The 17,882-nt window shown below is 62.3% G+C and carries 17 protein-coding genes; 10 read left to right on the forward strand and 7 right to left on the reverse strand.

All coding sequences use genetic code 11. From position 1 onward, the window contains the following. Positions 1–87 precede the first annotated feature (87 nt). The 5 genes from GTP69_RS06285 to nth all read left to right on the forward strand — a co-directional run bounded on the left by GTP69_RS06285 (position 88) and on the right by nth (position 4,917). Complete coding sequence (locus tag GTP69_RS06285) at positions 88–1,323, forward strand: polyhydroxyalkanoate depolymerase (protein WP_161054072.1); 1,236 nt, start codon at positions 88–90, stop codon at positions 1,321–1,323. A gap of 80 nt (positions 1,324–1,403) precedes the next feature. Then, complete coding sequence (locus GTP69_RS06290) at positions 1,404–1,814, forward strand: MarR family winged helix-turn-helix transcriptional regulator (protein ID WP_161054073.1); 411 nt, start codon at positions 1,404–1,406, stop codon at positions 1,812–1,814. After that, positions 1,807–3,570 carry a chloride channel protein gene (locus GTP69_RS06295; protein ID WP_161054074.1) on the forward strand — a complete coding sequence of 588 codons (1,764 nt, stop codon included), beginning with the start codon at positions 1,807–1,809 and terminating at the stop codon, positions 3,568–3,570. Before GTP69_RS06290 ends, GTP69_RS06295 begins: the two co-directional genes overlap by 8 nt. Before the next feature lie 28 nt (positions 3,571–3,598). Next, positions 3,599–4,273, forward strand: coding sequence for an electron transport complex subunit RsxB (rsxB, locus tag GTP69_RS06300; protein ID WP_161054075.1), 675 nt, complete (start codon positions 3,599–3,601; stop codon positions 4,271–4,273). Continuing rightward, positions 4,270–4,917: an endonuclease III gene (nth, locus tag GTP69_RS06305; protein ID WP_161054076.1), complete on the forward strand. Its 648-nt coding sequence runs from the start codon at positions 4,270–4,272 to the stop codon at positions 4,915–4,917. The genes rsxB and nth overlap by 4 nt, the downstream gene beginning before the upstream one ends. On the opposite strand, the gene proB is transcribed toward nth, so the two are convergent. The 4 genes from proB to rplU form a co-directional block, all read right to left on the reverse strand. Next, complete coding sequence (gene proB, locus GTP69_RS06310; RefSeq protein WP_161054077.1) at positions 4,914–6,032, reverse strand: glutamate 5-kinase; 1,119 nt, start codon at positions 6,030–6,032, stop codon at positions 4,914–4,916. The two genes, nth and proB, sit on opposite strands and share 4 nt — an antisense overlap. 164 nt (positions 6,033–6,196) lie before the next feature. Then, positions 6,197–7,306 (reverse strand): GTPase ObgE, encoded by a 1,110-nt coding sequence (gene obgE / locus GTP69_RS06315; protein ID WP_161054078.1) that lies wholly within the window; start codon positions 7,304–7,306, stop codon positions 6,197–6,199. Between the two features lie 101 nt (positions 7,307–7,407). Further along, positions 7,408–7,668, reverse strand: a complete 261-nt coding sequence (gene rpmA / locus GTP69_RS06320; protein ID WP_110847107.1) for a 50S ribosomal protein L27 — start codon at positions 7,666–7,668, stop codon at positions 7,408–7,410. Between the two features lie 39 nt (positions 7,669–7,707). Beyond that, positions 7,708–8,019, reverse strand: coding sequence for a 50S ribosomal protein L21 (gene rplU / locus GTP69_RS06325; protein WP_110847108.1), 312 nt, complete (start codon positions 8,017–8,019; stop codon positions 7,708–7,710). A gap of 249 nt (positions 8,020–8,268) precedes the next feature. Here rplU and ispB point away from each other — a divergent pair, with 249 nt between their 5' ends. After that, entirely contained in the window at positions 8,269–9,258 is a 990-nt protein-coding gene (ispB, locus tag GTP69_RS06330; RefSeq protein ID WP_161054079.1) for an octaprenyl diphosphate synthase, read from the forward strand. A 125-nt stretch (positions 9,259–9,383) separates the two neighbouring features. Further along, positions 9,384–10,283 carry a TIGR03571 family LLM class oxidoreductase gene (locus tag GTP69_RS06335; RefSeq protein WP_161054080.1) on the forward strand — a complete coding sequence of 300 codons (900 nt, stop codon included), beginning with the start codon at positions 9,384–9,386 and terminating at the stop codon, positions 10,281–10,283. Here GTP69_RS06335 and arsC read toward each other — a convergent pair. The 3 genes from arsC to GTP69_RS06350 all read right to left on the reverse strand — a co-directional run bounded on the left by arsC (position 10,280) and on the right by GTP69_RS06350 (position 13,996). Further along, on the reverse strand, positions 10,280–10,627 hold the full coding sequence (gene arsC, locus GTP69_RS06340) for an arsenate reductase (glutaredoxin) (protein WP_161054081.1): 348 nt from the start codon (positions 10,625–10,627) through the stop codon (positions 10,280–10,282). The genes GTP69_RS06335 and arsC overlap by 4 nt on opposite strands. A 41-nt stretch (positions 10,628–10,668) precedes the next feature. Next, positions 10,669–12,987 carry a TonB-dependent receptor gene (locus GTP69_RS06345; RefSeq protein WP_161054082.1) on the reverse strand — a complete coding sequence of 773 codons (2,319 nt, stop codon included), beginning with the start codon at positions 12,985–12,987 and terminating at the stop codon, positions 10,669–10,671. A 94-nt stretch (positions 12,988–13,081) separates the two neighbouring features. Further along, positions 13,082–13,996: a LysR family transcriptional regulator gene (locus GTP69_RS06350; RefSeq protein WP_161054083.1), complete on the reverse strand. Its 915-nt coding sequence runs from the start codon at positions 13,994–13,996 to the stop codon at positions 13,082–13,084. A gap of 100 nt (positions 13,997–14,096) precedes the next feature. Between GTP69_RS06350 and GTP69_RS06355 the strand changes: the two genes are divergently transcribed. The 3 genes from GTP69_RS06355 (at position 14,097) to GTP69_RS06365 (ending at position 17,882) form a co-directional block, all read left to right on the forward strand. Then, positions 14,097–15,185, forward strand: a complete 1,089-nt coding sequence (locus GTP69_RS06355; protein WP_161054084.1) for a tartrate dehydrogenase — start codon at positions 14,097–14,099, stop codon at positions 15,183–15,185. 70 nt (positions 15,186–15,255) lie between these two features. After that, on the forward strand, positions 15,256–16,605 hold the full coding sequence (locus GTP69_RS06360; RefSeq protein ID WP_161054085.1) for a dicarboxylate/amino acid:cation symporter: 1,350 nt from the start codon (positions 15,256–15,258) through the stop codon (positions 16,603–16,605). Beyond that, on the forward strand, positions 16,602–17,882 hold the full coding sequence (locus tag GTP69_RS06365) for a glycerate kinase type-2 family protein (protein ID WP_161054086.1): 1,281 nt from the start codon (positions 16,602–16,604) through the stop codon (positions 17,880–17,882). The genes GTP69_RS06360 and GTP69_RS06365 overlap by 4 nt, the downstream gene beginning before the upstream one ends.

Below are 17,882 nucleotides of genomic sequence, written 5' to 3' on the forward strand. Positions count from 1 at the left end.
CTTTACGCCAAAAACACAGCGCCTATAATTTGGCTTATGATGTCATATTGGTGCACCGCACCAAACTTATAAGAATCGGGATGTGTCATGCTCTACCAACTCCATGAAATGCAGCGTTCGTTCCTTACGCCACTGATGCAGTGGGCGGACGCCTCGGCGAAATTGTTCACCAATCCGGTGTCGCCACTGGCGCACACGCCGTTCTCCCAGCGCATCGCCGCTGGCTACGAACTGATGTACCGATTGGGCAAGGACTACGAGAAACCGGCATTCGAGATCGACACTACCGAGATCAAGGGCGAAAAGGTCGGCATCATCGAACACGTGGCGGTCAACAAACCGTTCTGCCGCCTGATTCACTTCAAAAAAGACCTGGACGACAAAAAGTTCAAGGCACTGAAACAGCCGACCGTGCTGCTGGTCGCACCGCTGTCCGGCCACCATTCGACGCTGCTGCGCGACACCGTGCGCGGCCTGCTGGTCAGCCATGATGTCTTCATCACCGACTGGACCGATGCGCGCATGGTGCCGGTGTCGGAAGGCGCCTTCCATCTGGACGACTACATTTACTACGTGCAGGATTTCATCCGCCAGCTGGGCCCGGACGTGCACGTCATTTCCGTCTGCCAGCCGACCGTGCCGGTACTGGCCGCGATCTCGCTGATGGCGTCGGAAAACGATCCGAAACTGCCGAAGACCATGACCATGATGGGCGGCCCGATCGATCCGCGCAAATCGCCGACCGCCGTCAACAACCTGGCCACCGAGAAGAAGTACTCGTGGTTTGAAAACACCGTGATCTATCCGGTGCCGCCGAACTATCCAGGCTTTGGCCGCAAGGTGTATCCGGGCTTCCTGCAGCATGCCGGCTTTATCGCCATGAATCCAGGCCGTCACGCCGAGAGCCATCGCGATTTCTACGAGCACTTGGTCAAGGGCGACGAGGAAACCGCCGAATCGCACCGCAAGTTCTACGACGAGTACAACGCCGTGCTGGACATGCCGGCCGAATACTATCTGGACACCATCAAGACCGTGTTCCAGGAGTTCTCGCTTCCGAAGGGCGACTGGCTGGTGGGCGGCAAGCTGGTGCAGCCTGCCGACATCAAAACGGTGGCGCTGTTCACCGTCGAAGGCGAGCTGGACGACATCTCCGGCGCCGGCCAGACCCAGGCCGCGCATGACTTGTGCAGCAACATCCCGGCCGAGATGCAGCAGGATCTGGTGGTCAAAGGCGCCGGCCATTACGGCATCTTCTCCGGCCGCCGCTGGCGCGAGATGGTGTGCCCGGAAATCACCGCGTTCATCAAGAAACACGCTTAAGCCGCTACGGCTGGATAAAACGCTTCGCTTCCGAGGCGTTTTTTTTCATCCAAATACATCACGTCGTGATATATTTCGGCATGACCTCTTCCAAACTCAGCAAATCGGACTTCAACGCCCTGTCCGAATTCCGCTACCAGATGCGCCGCTTCGAACGCTTTTCCGAAGACGTGGTGCAAGCCCAGGGCATCACGCCATTACAGTACCTGCTGCTGCTACACATCAAAGGCTACCCCGAGCGCGACTGGGCCACGGTCGGCGAGCTGGCCGAACGCCTGCAAGCCAAGCACCACGGCGTGGTCGCCCTGATCACCCGCTGCGAAGCCATGGGCCTGGTGGAGCGCCGCCATAGCGCCATCGACCGCCGCCGGGTCGAAATCCACCTGCTGAAACAAGGCGAAACCATCCTGGCCCAACTGGCCGAACAACACCGTGTCGAACTGCTGTCGCTGCAAGGCATCTTCACCATTCCGCAAATCCGCCATGAATAAATACGATAGCCGCCGCGACTTCGACGGCCAGGCGCGCCTGCTGCTGATCACCAGCATCGCCGCCGTGGTCGGCGCCTTCAGCACCGTCACCGCCGACCTGCTGCTGCACGCCATCCGCTTCTTCACCAACCTGTTCTTCTTCCAGAAATTCTCCACCGTGTTGACCTCGCCCGCCACGCACACGCTGGGCGCGTGGGTGATCGCCGTGCCGGTAGTCGGCGGCGTGATCGTCGGCCTGATCGCCCGCTACGGCGCCGAAGCGGTGCGCGGCCACGGTATCCCGGAAGCCATCGAAGCCATCCTGTTCAAGAAATCCACCATGTCGCCCAAGGTCGCGCTGCTCAAGCCACTGGCCTCCGGCATCGCCATCGGCAGCGGCGGCCCGTTCGGCGCCGAAGGCCCGATCATCATGACCGGCGGCGCGGTCGGCTCGCTGATCGCCCAGCACTTCCACCTGAGCGCGGCCGAACGCAAGGCGCTGCTGGTAGCCGGCGCCACCGCCGGCATGACCGCCGTGTTCGGTACGCCGATTGCAGCCGTGCTGCTGGCGGTGGAGCTGCTGCTGTTTGAGCTGCGTCCGCGCAGCCTGGCGCCGGTGGCGATTGCCTGCGCCGTGGCGGGCTTCCTGCGCCCGCTGCTGATCGAAAGCGGGCCGCTGTTCCCGCTGCATACCGAGGCGCTGCCGCCGTCGGCGCTGCTGTCCTGCCTGATCGCCGGCGTGCTGTGCGGCATGCTGGCGTGGCTGCTGTCGACCTCCCTGTACCGGGTCGAAGACGCCTTCCACAAACTGCCGGTGCACTGGATGTGGTGGCCCGCGATCGGCGGCTTGGCGGTCGGCATCGGCGGCTACTTGCAGCCGCGCGCGCTGGGCGTCGGCTACGACGTCATCGCCGACCTGCTGAACAACCACATGGCGGCAGCGGCGATTGTCAGCCTGCTGGTGGTCAAGGCCGTGATCTGGCTGCTGGCGCTCGGTTCCGGCACCTCGGGCGGCGTGCTGGCGCCGTTGCTGATGATCGGCGCCGGCCTCGGCGCCGTGCTCGGTCCCTGGCTGCCGGGCGGTGAACCGGCCGTGTGGCCGCTGGTGTTCATGGCCGCCACGCTGGGCGGCATGATGCGCGCGCCGGTGATGGCGGTGGTGTTCGCGTTCGAGCTGACGCACGACGCCAACGCCCTGCTGCCGGTGCTGGCCACCGCCACCGTCGCTTATGCCTTCACCGTGGCCACCATGAACCGCTCGATCCTGACCGAGAAGATCGCGCGCCGCGGCCACCACATCTACCGCGAATACGGCATCGACCCGATGGAGCGCCACAGCGTAGCCGAGGTGATGACCAGCACCGTCGACAGCATCGATGCCGAGGCGCTGATCAACGACGTAGTGCACACTCACTTCCACGCCCATCCGCGCCACCGCGCCTATCCGGTGGTGCGCGATGGCGCGCTGGTCGGCATGCTGGAGCGCGCAGGGCTGGACAGCAAACCGGGTGCGCTACGCGTCGGTGAGCTGTTCGGTGTGAACGTGCCGATCGTCGCTATGGCCGATGAAACCTGCCGCGCGCTGGCCTCGCGCCTGGCCGTGCATGGCGTCGGCCGGCTGCCGGTGGTGGCCGACATGCAGTCGCGCCGCCTGATCGGCATCGTCAGCACCAGCGACTTGATGAAGCCCGCGCTCGGCCTGCACGGCGAGGAACTGGAACGGCAAACCGTGCGCCGCGTGCGGTTTTTCGGTAAGCCGGGCGCAGATATCGGATAATGTCGTTTTTGCCCGATGTTAGTCCGCCGTGTCCACCGAACCCACCCTCGCCGACCGTATTGAAGATGTCCTGCCGCAGACGCAATGCACCAAGTGCGGCTATGACGGCTGCCGTCCGTATGCGGAAGCGATAGCGGCCGGCGCGGCCGACATCAACCAGTGCCCGCCGGGCGGCGCCGAGGGCATCGCCCGGCTGTCGTCGGTCACCGGCCGCAAGGTCATTCCACTGAATCCCGTGAATGGCCTGGAACGGTCGCGCGCCGTGGCCTACATCGACGAAGCGCTGTGCATCGGCTGCACCTTGTGCATCCAGGCCTGCCCGGTCGACGCCATCATCGGCGCCGGCAAATTGATGCACACCGTGGTGCCATCGCTGTGCACCGGCTGCGACTTGTGCGTGGAACCGTGCCCGGTCGATTGCATCGTCATGTACCCGGTCACCGAGACCACCGGCTGGGCCGCGTGGACGCAGGCCGACGCCGACGCCGCGCGCGAACGCCACGACTTCCGCAGCTTCCGCCTCAAGCGCGACAAGGAAGAAAATGACGCCCGCCTGGCCGCCAAAGCCGTCGCCAAGCTGGATAAAGTCAACACTATTGAACCTGCCGATGCCGCATCGGCCGCCGCGCTGGAACGCAAGCGCGCCATCATCGCCGCCGCCATGGAGCGTACGCGCCTCAAGAAAGAACAAGAGAAAGAATGAACGCAGCCAAACGCTACGAAATGTTTGTGCGCTTCCGCGCCGCCAATCCCCATCCTGTAACCGAACTTGAGTACACCACACCGTTTGAACTGCTGATCGCCGTACTGCTGTCGGCGCAGGCCACCGACGTCGGCGTCAACAAGGCCACGCGCAAACTGTACCCGGTGGCGAACACGCCGCAGGCCATACTGGATATGGGTGAAGAGGAATTACGCACCTACATCCAGACCATCGGCTTGTACAAGACCAAGGCCAAGAACGTCATCGCTACCTGCAAGATCCTGGTGGAGAAGCATGGCAGCGTGGTGCCGCAGGACCGCGAGTCGCTGGAAGAACTGCCGGGCGTCGGCCGCAAGACGGCCAACGTGGTGCTGAATACCGCATTCGGCCAGCCGACGATGGCGGTGGACACCCATATCTTCCGCGTCTCCAACCGCACCGGCCTGGCGCCGGGCAAGAATGTCGACATCGTCGAACAGAAGCTGCTGAAGTTTGTGCCGAAGGAGTTTTTGCAGGATGCGCACCACTGGCTGATCCTGCACGGTCGCTACACCTGCAAAGCGCGCAAACCGGAATGCTGGAATTGCATCCAGATCGATTTGTGCGACTATCGCAGCAAGACGCCAGCGCCGGCTAGCGCTTAAACCAGCACCAGGTTATCGCGGTGGATCAGTTCCTGGCCTTCGACGAAGCCAAGGATGGATTCAATTTCGCTGGACGGCTTGCGCATGATGCGGCGGGTTTCGGCGCTGGTGTAGTTCGACAAACCACGCGCCACGGGCACGCCGTCCGCAGACACGCAGGTAATCACCGCGCCGCGTCCAAACTCGCCCTTCACCTCCACCACGCCGATCGGTAGCAGTGACTTGCCTTCGCCGGTCAGCTTCTGCACCGCGCCGGCATCCAGCACCACCTGGCCTGCGGTGTGCAAATGATCCGCCATCCACTGCTTGCGCGCCGTCAGATGGCCGGTCTGCGCTGCCAGCTCAGTGCCGATAGCCTCGCCACCCGCCAGCCGCGCTAGCACCTCATTCTCGCGGCCATAGGCGATCACGGTATGCGCGCCCGACTTGGCTGCGCGCTTGGCCGCCAGGATCTTGGTCAGCATGCCGCCGCGACCCAGGCTGCTGCCGGCGCCACCCGCCATCGCCTCCAGCGCAGCATCGCCCGCGCGGCCATGCTGGATCAGTACCGCCGACGCATCCTTGCGTGGATCGGCGCTGAACAAACCTTGCTGGTCGGTGAGAATAATCAGCGCATCGGCTTCGATAAGATTGGCGACCAAGGCGCCCAGCGTATCGTTATCGCCGAACTTGATTTCGTCGGTGACCACCGTATCGTTCTCGTTGATGATCGGGACTACGCCCAGGCGCAGCAATGTGGTCAGCGTCGAACGCGCATTCAAATAGCGCTCGCGATCCGCCAAATCGGCGTGCGTCAACAGCACTTGCGCCGTGCCCAGTTGGTGCGCGCGGAAGCTGGTTTCGTAAATCTGCGCGAGGCCCATCTGGCCGACGGCGGCGCAGGCTTGCAGTTCGTGGATATCGGTCGGACGCTGCTCAAAGCCCAGGCGCAGCATGCCCTCGGCAATCGCGCCGGACGACACCAGCACCACCTCTTTACCCAGCGCGCGCAGACCGGCGATCTGCGAAGCCCAGCGCGCAATGGCGGCGTGATCGAGTCCGCGTCCATCATTGGTGACCAACGACGATCCAACCTTGATGATGATACGGGTAGCTTTTTGTATGACGGAATTCATGGCGGCGACAATCTCAAAACAAGCGTAGGAAAATCTGCTGTGATTTGGCGGGCTGGTTGCCCTGCTTTGCCGCTAACAGTCGCCGGCCCTGCGGTGAGCAGGACGGGCGCCGAGATGGAAAGACATAATCAGCTGATAGCTGATTATGCCGGTGATGCAGAGGATTAGTCGAGGATTTTAAAGCGCGGATCGTCTGGATCGATCGACGAAATGCCGCGTGCTTCTTCGGTCATCTGCGTTTCTTCCGCGCGCTGCTCGGTGTGACGGGTTTGCTCCAGGTGCTTCTGGATCGCGTTGACCAGTTCCTGCGTGCCGTCGCGGCTCAGCGCGGAGATCTCGAACACCGGACCCTTGAAGCCGAACTTCTTGATGAAGTCCTTGACCTTCTTGACGCGCTCCGCTTCCGGCACCATGTCCAGCTTGTTCAGCACCAGCCAGCGTGGCTTGTCGACCAGATCTTCGTCGTACTTTTTCAGTTCATTGACCAGCGCCTTGGCTTCCTTGACCGGATCGACGGTCGCCTCGAACGGCGCCAGGTCGACGATGTGCAACAGCAGACCGGTGCGCGACAGGTGGCGCAGGAACTGGTGACCCAGGCCCGCACCTTCGGCGGCGCCTTCGATCAGACCAGGAATGTCGGCGATCACAAAGCTCTTCTCGTGCGACACGCGGACCACGCCCAGATTCGGGTGCAAGGTGGTGAACGGGTAATCGGCGATCTTCGGACGCGCGTTCGACACGGCGGTGATGAAAGTCGATTTGCCGGCGTTTGGCATACCCAGCAGACCGACGTCCGCGAGCACCTTCAGTTCCAGGCGCAGCGTGCGGATTTCGCCTTCCTTGCCCGGCGTCTTTTGACGCGGTGCGCGGTTGGTCGAGGTCTTGAAGTGGATGTTGCCCCAGCCGCCCTCGCCGCCTTTGGCCAGCAGCTCCTGCTGACCATGCTCGCTCAGGTCGGCCAGAATCTCGCCGCTGACATCATCGATGATCAGGGTGCCCAGCGGCATGCGCAGCATCATGTCATCGGCGCCACGGCCGTAACAATCGGCGCCACGGCCAGGTTCGCCGTTGCCGGCGCGGTGCACTTTGGAGAAGCGGAAATCGACCAAGGTGTTGATGTTACGGTCCGCTATGGCCCAGATCGAGCCACCCTTGCCGCCGTCGCCGCCGTCAGGGCCGCCAAACGGGCGGAATTTTTCACGGCAAAACGACGAGCAGCCATTGCCGCCGTCACCACCGATTACTTCAATTTTTGCTTCGTCGATAAACTTCATGATGTACCGCCATAAAACTAAAAGGCTCTACCTATGGGCAGAGCCTTTCGATTGAAGGCTTGCGCCTTACAAACGGCCCCCTGAAGAGGCCGGAGCGTAAATTACGCTGCTGCTACTACGGTGACGAACTGTTTCGAGCCTTCACCTTTTTTAACGAACTTGACCACGCCGTTCACCAGAGCGAACAGGGTGTGGTCTTTGCCGGTGCCTACACCTTCGCCGGCGCGCACTGGGGTGCCGCGTTGACGAATGATGATGCCGCCTGCATTGATCGTTTGACCGCCGTAAACCTTAACGCCCAGGCGTTTTGATTCTGAGTCACGACCATTTCGCGTTGTGCCGCCGCCTTTTTTGTGTGCCATGCTAAAGCTCCTTGGATACTAAAAAAAGTGTCGATACGCTTACGCGTTGATCGAAACGATTTGGATTTCGGTGTAGTTCTGACGGTGACCCTGATGCTTTTGGTAGTGCTTACGACGACGCATCTTGAAGATCGTCACTTTTTCGTGACGGCCGTGGGAAACAACAGTAACCAGAACCTTCGCACCTTCGACCAGGGGAGCACCAAATTTGATGCTGTCGCCCGCGCCAACGGCGAGGACTTGGTCAATGGTGATTTCGGAACCAATGTCTGCCGGTATCTGTTCTACTTTAAGTTTTTCGCCAGCGACAACTTTGTATTGTTTGCCACCGGTTTTTATGACCGCGTACATGATTTGAAACCTCTCAAATGTTTATAAAAATCCCCGGATAAACCGAAGAACCGCAGATTATACACAGGAACCAAATTTGCGTCAAAAACTATTCACAAATGACGGACGACATGGTATGTCAAACAATTTTTTCGGCGCGGTGCTTAACATTACAGCAATGTAATTGCCTCTAACGTGGGGCTGACGCCCCTGTAGCCGGGGGCATGACGTATAATCTCGCCACCATTAGTCTAACTGCACAGGTTCGCCTTGTCTGCCGCTACCCAAAACGCCACCCAAAACACCATCACCCACACCATTGCCGCCGATATGGACGCGGTCAACGCGGTGATCCGTCAACGCCTGCACTCCGAGGTGCCGCTCGTCAATCAAATTGCTGAGTACATCATCAGTGCCGGCGGTAAACGCATCCGTCCGGTGCTGGTGCTGCTGGTGGCCAACGCCTATTCCTATAAAGGAACAGCGCACCATGAACTGGCGGCGGTGGTGGAGTTCATCCACACCGCTACCCTGCTGCACGATGACGTAGTCGACGAATCGTCGCTGCGCCGTGGCCGCGCCACCGCCAACGCCCTGTTCGGCAATGCCGCCTCGGTGCTGGTGGGCGACTTCCTGTACTCGCGTTCGTTCCAGATGATGGTCGGTCTGAACAATATGCGCGTGATGCAGATCCTGTCCGACGCCACCAACATCATCGCCGAAGGCGAAGTGCTGCAGCTGCTGAACATGCACGATCCGGACGTGACGCAAGAGCGCTACCTGCAAGTGATCCGCTCCAAGACCGCCAAGCTGTTTGAAGCGGCGGCCGAGCTGGGCGCCCTGGTGGCCGGCGCCAACGACGCGCAGATCGCTGCGGCAGGCGAATACGGCCGTTCGCTGGGCACCGCGTTCCAGCTGATCGACGACGTGCTGGACTACGCCGGCGACGCCAGCGAAATCGGCAAGAACGTCGGCGACGACCTGCGCGAAGGCAAACCGACGCTGCCGCTGATCTACCTGATGGAAAACGGCACGCCGGAACAGCGCGAGCTGGTGCGTTCATGCATCGAGAATGGCGACGAGCAGCATTTCGACACCATCCTGGCCGCCATCACCACCAGCGGCGCGCTGGACTACACGCGCGAACAAGCGGTGATCGCCGCCCAGCGCGCGTCCGAAGCCATCGCCGACCTGCCCGACAGCCTCTACAAAGAATCGCTGCTGCAACTGGCCCATTTCTCGGTCAACCGCAATCACTAAAAACCGACGGCGCCTCAGGCGCCGTTTTTCATTGCGGCCGGCGCAAGGATCATTTGTGCCGGCACGGATTTTTCTTTGCGCTCGACAGGCCTAGACTGGGGCCTTCGATTTCGCAAGGACTCATCATGCTGGATAAACTGACGCAAGGCGGCTTTTCGGTCGGCCTGGAACTACCACTGGATAACGACTGGTCGCCGGCCGGCGACCGCGCCCGCCGCGAGAACAACCGCCTGCCGGGCGAGCCGGATATGCAGCACCACGCCGAACTGGCCGTGCTGGCCGACCAACTGGGCTTCCGCGCACTGTGGGTGCGTGATGTGCCGCTATACGATCCCTCCTTCGGCGATGCCGCGCAGGTGTTCGAGACCTTCAGCTATCTCGGCTACCTGGCCGGCGTCACCAAAAACATCCTGCTCGGCACCGCCGCCGTGGTGCTGCCGCTGCGCGAACCGGTATTGACGATGAAGTCCGCCGCCACCGTGCAGCAACTGAGCAACGGCCGCCTGCTGCTGGGCGCCGCCAGCGGCGACCGCCCGGTGGAGTATCCGATCTTCGACAAGGATTTTGAAGGCCGTGGCGCCGAGTTCCGCAAGCAGGTCGCACTGCTGCGCGCCGGCCACGATGCCGCCTGGCCACCCGGCATCCAGTTGCTGCCACGCGTGACGCAACCGATCCCGCTGCTGGTGGCCGGCCTGGCGCAGCAAACGCCGCAATGGGTAGGCGCCAATATGGACGGCTGGCTGGCCTATCCCGGCGCGCCGGAAGACCACATCCGCCGCGTGGCGCTATGGCGCGAGGTCGCCGGCGACAAGCCTTATATCAGCTTCATCCACCTCGACCTGCTGGAAGATCCCGACGCGCCGCTGCGCCGCCACCGCTTCGGCGCGTCGTTCGGCCGCAATGGCCTGATCGCCGAACTGCAAGCGATGAAAGACGCCGGCGTCGATCACATTGGCCTGCACCTGCGCCGCAACCAGCGCCCGCTGCCGGAAACGATGAAGGAAATCGCTGCCTACGTGCTTTAAAGGATTTCCTGCACCAGCTCCGACGGACGGCACAGGCGCACGCCTTGGGGCGTCACCACGAATGGGCGCTCGATCAGCACTGGATGCGCCATCATCGCATCCAGCAGCGCGTCGTCCGACAGCGAGGCGTCGGCCAGTCCCAGTTCCGCATACAGGTCGCCCTTGTTGCGCATGGCCTGGCGCACGCTGATGCCGGCTTTGGCGATCAGCTCTTGCAGCTGCGCGCGCGATGGCGGCTGTTTGACGTATTCGATAATCTGCGGCTCGACGCCGGTAGCGCGAATCGCTTCCAGCGTTTTGCGCGAGGTGCCGCAGACCGGGTTGTGATAGATGGTGACGCTCATGATGCTGCCCTTGTGCTGAATAACAAAGGCAGCATTATGGCTTAAAACTTGGTGGCCAGACTGACGCCGATCGCGCGTGGCGTCAGACGATAACCCTGCACGATCGACGCCACCTGCGGGTGCTGGATGATGGTGTCGGTATCGAACGCATTCTTCACAAACACCGTGAAGGCATACGAACCAAACGTCATGCCGCCGCTGAAATCCGTGGTGTGATACGCCGGCCGTTCGTAGTCGGTCTGCTCCGGATCGAGCGAACCGCGGCTGGAGCCAACCCACTGCATGCCCGCCATCACAAACGCCGGCCGCTCCCACGCGGAGAAGTTGTAGGTCGCATTCACCGCAGCGTTATATTTCGGCACGCCCTGGATCCGCGCGCCGGCAATTGCGCCGACCACGCCATTCTGGCTGCCCACGTCATTCGACAACTCCGCTTTCACATAGCCGCCCGATGCGCTCAAGGTCAGCCCAGGCAACGGCTTGGCCTTGATGTCGAACTCAAAGCCCTTGGTGGTGGCGTCGCCCGCATTGGCGTTGTAGGTGTAAGCACACGTCGGCAGGTACACGCCCTGCTGGATATTCTTCCACTTCACGTAAAACACGTCGGCATTCAGCGTCACGCGGTTGTTGAGGAAGCGCGACTTGCTGCCCACTTCATAGCTCCACAAGCTGTCGGGCGAATATGCTGGCGGCCCGGCTGTGATGCCGTTCGCTTCCAGGTCAGGTCCGCAAGTGGTGGTCGGCACGTAGATGTTGGCGCCGCCCAGGCGGAAGCCCTTGGCCATGCTGGTGTAGACGGTGTTGGTGGGATTGACTTCCCACGTCAGCGCATACTTCGGCGTGAAGGCTTTGGAATCCGTCTCGGCGCCGCTATTGTTGCCTGCGCCGGCCAGGTAGTTACCGTTGCGCTGCTCCAGCGTGGTATTCGCCTTCAGGTAGCGCGCACCGACGGTGGCGTGCACGGTCGGCGTGAAGTAGTAATTCAATTCGCCGAAGATCGACGCCTGCTTCTCGCGATAGTGGAACGCGCCGGCGAACGAGTTATCGTTCGGGAACTGGCCGGGACGCGCATCCGGCAGCAGGTCAGGATCGGCGATATCAAAGCCATACTGCTTGAAGACGTCGGTCACGCCGAAGATCGGATCGTTCTCGATGATGTTGGTGTGCTGGCGCGAGAAGTAGGTGCCCGCCAGCCAGGTCCACGGCGATACCTTCTCATCGTAGGCACGCGACGCCAGGCGGAACTCTTGCGATACCTGCCGTACCTGGTTATTCAGATACACGGCCGATGGCAAACCGGCCACCGCGTCGATCAGCTCCGGCGGCGCTTTGCCGCCATCCGCCGTCGAGGTCAGGAAGGTCGACAGCGAATAGCTGTTGTAGGCCGAACCGTTCTGCGTGCGGTCGAACTTGCGCTCGAAATAGCTGGTGGCCGAGGTCAGGTCAAACTCGCCCAGATCCCAGTTAACGGTGACGCTGGGCGCCAGCAGTTTGTCGATCGACGGCTCGCGCACCTGCTTCTGCGCCTGGTACAGCGGCAGATCCAGATTGAAGGCGGCGATGTCCTTGGCATCGATGCGCTGGTAGTAGACCGACGGCGTAATCGTCAGGCTGCGCGTCGGTTTCCATTTGAGCGAGGCGCGGAATTCCTGGTCGTTGATCTTGTTGATGTCATTGGCCAGCACCTTGCCGTCGCCGTCCACCTGGTTGATAAAGCCGCCGGTGTGCTGCGCCTGCACGCCGATGCGCAGCGCCAGTTCGTCGGGTATCAGCGGGAAGTTCGCCACCACATTGGCGGCGTAGTTGGCGCTGCCGCCCTTGGTGTTGGAGCCCTCGGTGTAGGTGGTGAATTCGCGCTCTTTCAGATCCGGTTCGTTTGGCACGAACTTGATGGTGCCGCCCATGGAGCTGGCGCCGTACAAGGTGGCCTGCGGTCCGCGCAGCACTTCCACGCGGTCGATATCGAAGAAGCGCGGCTCGATATTCCCCATGGTGTAGACGTTACCGACTGTGACCGGCGTGTCGCCCAGGTAGATGCCCACCGTGGCGGCGCCGGCGGTCGAGCTGATGCCGCGGATCTCGACGTTGGAGGTGCCCGGCCCCGCGCCGCCATTGCCGCTGGCGGCGGTGAAGGAGATATTCGGCACCACCCGCGTCAGGTCGGTGATGTCGCGCACATGCTCGGCCTGAAGCTGGGCGCCGGTGACGGCGCTGATACTCATCGCCACCTTGGCCGGATCTTCCTTACGCTTTTGCGCGGTCACTTTGACGACTTCAATTTCGTCCGACTGTTGTGCCCAAACCGGGGCACTGAAAGCCGCCAGCACGGCGGATGCGATGAATTTGCGTCGAATATCCATGTCCGATCTTCTCCTTGGCGCCCCAAATTAGGGCATATGCTTATATTTACCACATTGGTATTTTTACAAAGCAAAAAACTTGCCAAGATGTCGGTTATTTGAAACGCTTGAAGCTCTCGGACAGAAAATCGACAAAAGTACGGATCCGCGCCGATAACTGGTGCCGCTGCGGATACACCGCATAGATATCCGCATCCGGCGTCTTAAAGTTGGGCAGCACCTGCACCAGCCGCCCGCTTTGCAGATAGCGCTCGACGTCCCACTCGGCCCGCATCAGGATGCCGTGACCGTCCAGTGCCCAGTTGACCGCAATCTCGCCATCGTTGGTGGTCAGATTGCCACGCACCCGCACCGCATCCGCCGTGCGCCCCGCTTCGCGACCGGCGAACAGCCGCCACACGCCATACGCCTCGTCTCCCTGGCGGATGCAGATGCAGTTATGCCGCGCCAGCTCCGCCGGCGATTTCGGCTCGCCATGCTGCTCCAGATATTTCGGCGAGGCGCACAGCAAGCGCCGGTTGGCCGCCAGCCGCCTGGCGATCACGCGCGTATCGGCTGGCGCGCCGAAGCGGATGCAGACGTCGAACTGGTCGTCGGTCAGCGGCGGCGGATCGACCGACAACTGCAACTGTACATCCACTTGCGGATACTTCAACACATACTGCGAAATCGCCGGCGCGATGTGCAGCCGCCCAAAGCCCAGCGTCGCGTTGACCCGCAACTGCCCTTTCGGCACGCCCTTGGAATTGGTCAGCAGCTGATCCAGGTCGGCGATCTCGCCGAGGATGCGGCGCGCATGCTCCAGCAGCACCTCGCCCTCCGGCGTGAGACTCATGCGGCGCGTAGTGCGGTTCACCAGCGGCACGCCGACGCGCGATTCGATAAACGCCAGCCGCTTGCTGACTGCCGAGGTGGTGATGCCCAACTCGCGTGCCGCCCCGCTCAAGCTGCCCGCATTGGACAGCGCGACGATAAAACTCAACTCTGCTGGCTGAAAACCTGCGCTCATCGATTGTGGAGTCCAAGGTTGATAATGGATTGAGTTTAGCCACCTTAACGCGCGCCGTCCATTCCTTAAAGTAGGCCCATTCACTTTTAAGGAGACAGCAATGAAGACCTACCACATCGCAACCATTCCAGGCGACGGCATCGGCAAGGAAGTCGTGCCCGCAGGCCAGCAGGTACTGGCCGCACTGGCCGCCGCCAGCAACAGCTTCCAGTTCACGTTTGAAGATTTCGACTGGGGCGGCGACTACTACCGCAAGCACGGCGAGATGATGCCGAAGAACGGCCTGGATGCGCTGCGCAACAAGGACGCCATCCTGTTCGGCTCCGCCGGCGATCCGGACATCCCGGACCACATCACGCTGTGGGGCCTGCGCCTGAAAATCTGCCAGGGTTTCGACCAGTACGCCAACGTGCGTCCAACCCGCATCCTGCCCGGGATCGACGGCCCGCTCAAGCGCTGCAAGCCGGAAGACCTGAACTGGGTCATCGTCCGTGAAAACTCGGAAGGCGAATACTCCGGCGTCGGCGGCCGCGTACACCAGGGCCACCCGATCGAAGCGGCAACGGACGTCAGCATGATGACCCGCGTCGGCGTCGAACGCATCCTGCGCTACGCCTTCAAGCTGGCGCAATCGCGTCCACGCAAGCTGCTGACCGTGATCACCAAGTCCAACGCCCAGCGCCACGCCATGGTGATGTGGGACGAAATCGCGCTGCAAGTCTCGCGCGATTTCCCGGACGTGAAGTGGGACAAGGAACTGGTGGACGCCGCCACCGCGCGCATGGTCAACAAGCCGGCAACGCTGGACACCATCGTCGCCACCAACCTGCACGCGGATATCCTGAGCGACCTGGCGGCAGCGCTGGCGGGCAGCCTGGGCATCGCCCCTACCGGCAATATCGATCCGGAGCGCCGCTACCCGTCGATGTTTGAGCCGATTCACGGTTCCGCCTTCGACATCATGGGCAAAGGCCTGGCCAACCCGGTCGGCACCTTCTGGTCGGTGGTGATGCTGCTGGAGCACCTGGGCGAGCACGAAGCAGCGCAGCGCGTGATGCAGGCCATCGAAGCCGTCACCGCCACGCCGTCGCTGCATACCGGTGACCTGGGCGGCAAAGCCACCACCGTCGAAGTCACCAACGCCGTCTGCGCCCACCTGGCCGCCGACAAGGAGCGCAAAGCCGCTTGATCTCAACCCCGCCTCCACCAGCCAACAAGAGCTGGGGAGGCAAGCCTTGGCAACAGATAAAGGAGACATCATGTATAAGCGATTTTTCGGCAAGCTATACGTGCAGGTGCTGATCGGCGTTATCGCCGGCGGCCTGCTCGGCCATTTCTATCCCGCCCTCGGCACCGACTTCAAGCCGCTAGGCGATGCGTTCATCAAGTTGATCAAGATGGTGTTCGCGCCGGTGATCTTTGCCATGGTGGTGCTGGGCATCGCCAAGATGGAAAGCATGAAGGAACTGGGGCGCGTCGGCACGCGCGCGCTGATCTACTTTGAAGTGATGTCCACCTTTGCGCTGGGGCTCGGCCTGATCGTGGTGAACATCTTCCAGCCCGGCGCCGGCATGAACGTCAATCCGGCCACGCTGGATACGCACAGCATCGCCAGCTACACCGCCGCCGCCACGCACACCGGCGGCTTTGTCGACTTCCTGCTGCATATGATTCCCAGCAGCGTGGTCGATGCGCTGGCCAAGAACGACATCCTGCAAATCCTGGTGTTTGCCACCTTGTTCGGTATCGCCCTGTCGCACATGGGCCGCCGCGCCAAACCGGTGGTGGATTTCCTGGAGGCGTTCAGCAACAGCATGTTCGTCGTGGTGGGCATGATCATGCGCGTGGCGCCGCTGGCGGCATTTGGCGCGATCGCTTTCACAGTCGGCAAATACGGCGCCGGTTCGATGCTGTCGCTGGGCCAGCTGATGGGCTGCATGTACCTGACTTGCGTGGCGTTTGTGTTTGGCGTACTGGGTGTGGTGGCCAGGGTGTCGGGCTTCAGCCTGTGGAAGTTCCTTCGCTATATCAAGGACGAGATCTTTACGGTACTGGGCACCTCGTCGTCGGAATCGGTGGTGCCGCAGATGATGCGCAAGCTGGAGCATCTGGGCGTATCCAAGCCGGTGGTTGGCCTGGTGATTCCAGCCGGCGTAACGTTTAATCCGGATGGCCAGTGCATCTACTACACCATGGCGGCGATCTTCATCGCGCAGGCGACCAATACGCCGTTGACGATGATGGACCAGTTCATCGTGCTGGGGGTGTTGATGGTGACGTCCAAAGGTTCGGCCGGCGTGACCGGTTCCGGCTTCATCACGCTGGCGGCGACGCTGGCTTCGATGGGCAAGATTCCGGTGGCGGGCATGGTGCTGCTGTTGGGTGTGGACCGCTTCATGTCCGAAGCGCGGGCAATTACCAACACCATCGGCAACGCCGTCGCCACCATGGCAATCGCCAAGTGGGTCGGCGCGGTGGACGAGGAACGCATGCATCGCGTGCTGAATGGCGAAGCGACCGAAGAGGAAATGCGCTCACTGTATGAGGTGGACGATGCGCCGGAACGTCCAGCCGCCGAAATCGCCGTCATCCACAAGGCGTCAGCATGAACCCGCTGAATGACGCCGAAGCGCGCGACCTGCTGCGCCGGATGTTCGACGCCGCCATCGCCGCAGCGCAGCCGGCGCTGTGCGTGCCGCCTGCGCTGCCGGCCGCGCCGAAAGGACGCCTGATCGTGATCGGCGCCGGCAAGGCTTCAGCCGAAATGGCGCGCGCCGTGGAGCGCAACTGGCTAGGTCCGCTCACCGGCCTGGTAGTCACCCGCTACGGCTACGCAGTTCCCTGCGAGCGCATCGAAATCGTCGAAGCTGCGCATCCAGTCCCGGACGCCGCCGGCCTGCAAGCCGCCCGTCGCATCCTCGACCGCGTGCAAGGCCTGAGCGCCGACGACACCGTCCTGTGCCTGATCTCCGGCGGAGGCTCGTCCCTGCTGCCGCTGCCACTGGACGGCATCACGCTGGAAGACAAACAACAGGTCAACCAGGCCTTGCTGACCTCCGGCGCCACCATCAGCGAAATGAACTGCGTGCGCCGCCACCTGTCCGCCATCAAGGGCGGCCGGCTGGCGGCAGCCTGCCACCCGGCCAAAGTCGTCACCCTGCTGATCTCCGACGTCCCCGGCGACGACCCGCGCGACATCGCATCCGGCCCCACCGTGCCGGATGCCAGCACCTGCGCCGACGCCCTCGCCATCATCCAGCGCTACGCCATCGACCTGCCCGAGCGCGTGCTGGACGTGCTGCGTAGCGGCCGTGGCGAATCCATCAAACCCGACGACCCGCGCCTGGCCAACAACGAAATCCACATCATCGGCACACCACAAATGGCGCTGGAAGCCGCCGCCCGCGTGGCAGCAGAACACGGCGTCACCGCCCACATCCTCGGTGACAGCATCGAAGGCGAAGCACGCGACGTCGGCAAGGTCATGGCCGGCATCGCCCTGCAAACCGCGCGCCGTGGACAACCGTTCGCCCTACCCTGCGTGCTGCTGTCCGGCGGCGAAACCACCGTCACCGTGCGCGGCACAGGACGCGGCGGCCGCAATGTCGAATTCCTGCTGTCCTGCGCCATCGCCCTGCAAGGCCAGGCCAACGTCCACGGACTGGCCGGCGACACCGACGGCGTCGACGGCCAGGAAGAAATCGCCGGCGCCATCATCACGCCGGACACCTTGCAGCGCGCCTTCGCCGCCGCCCTTCGCCCGGCCGACAGCCTGGATAACAACGACGGCCACGGCTTCTTCCAGGCGCTGGACGACAGCGTCGTCACCGGCCCCACACTCACCAACGTCAACGACTTCCGCGCCTTACTCATCACGGGGAATTGA

This window comes from Duganella levis (assembly GCF_009857605.1).
Taxonomy (GTDB): Bacteria; Pseudomonadota; Gammaproteobacteria; order Burkholderiales; family Burkholderiaceae_D; genus Rugamonas; species Rugamonas levis.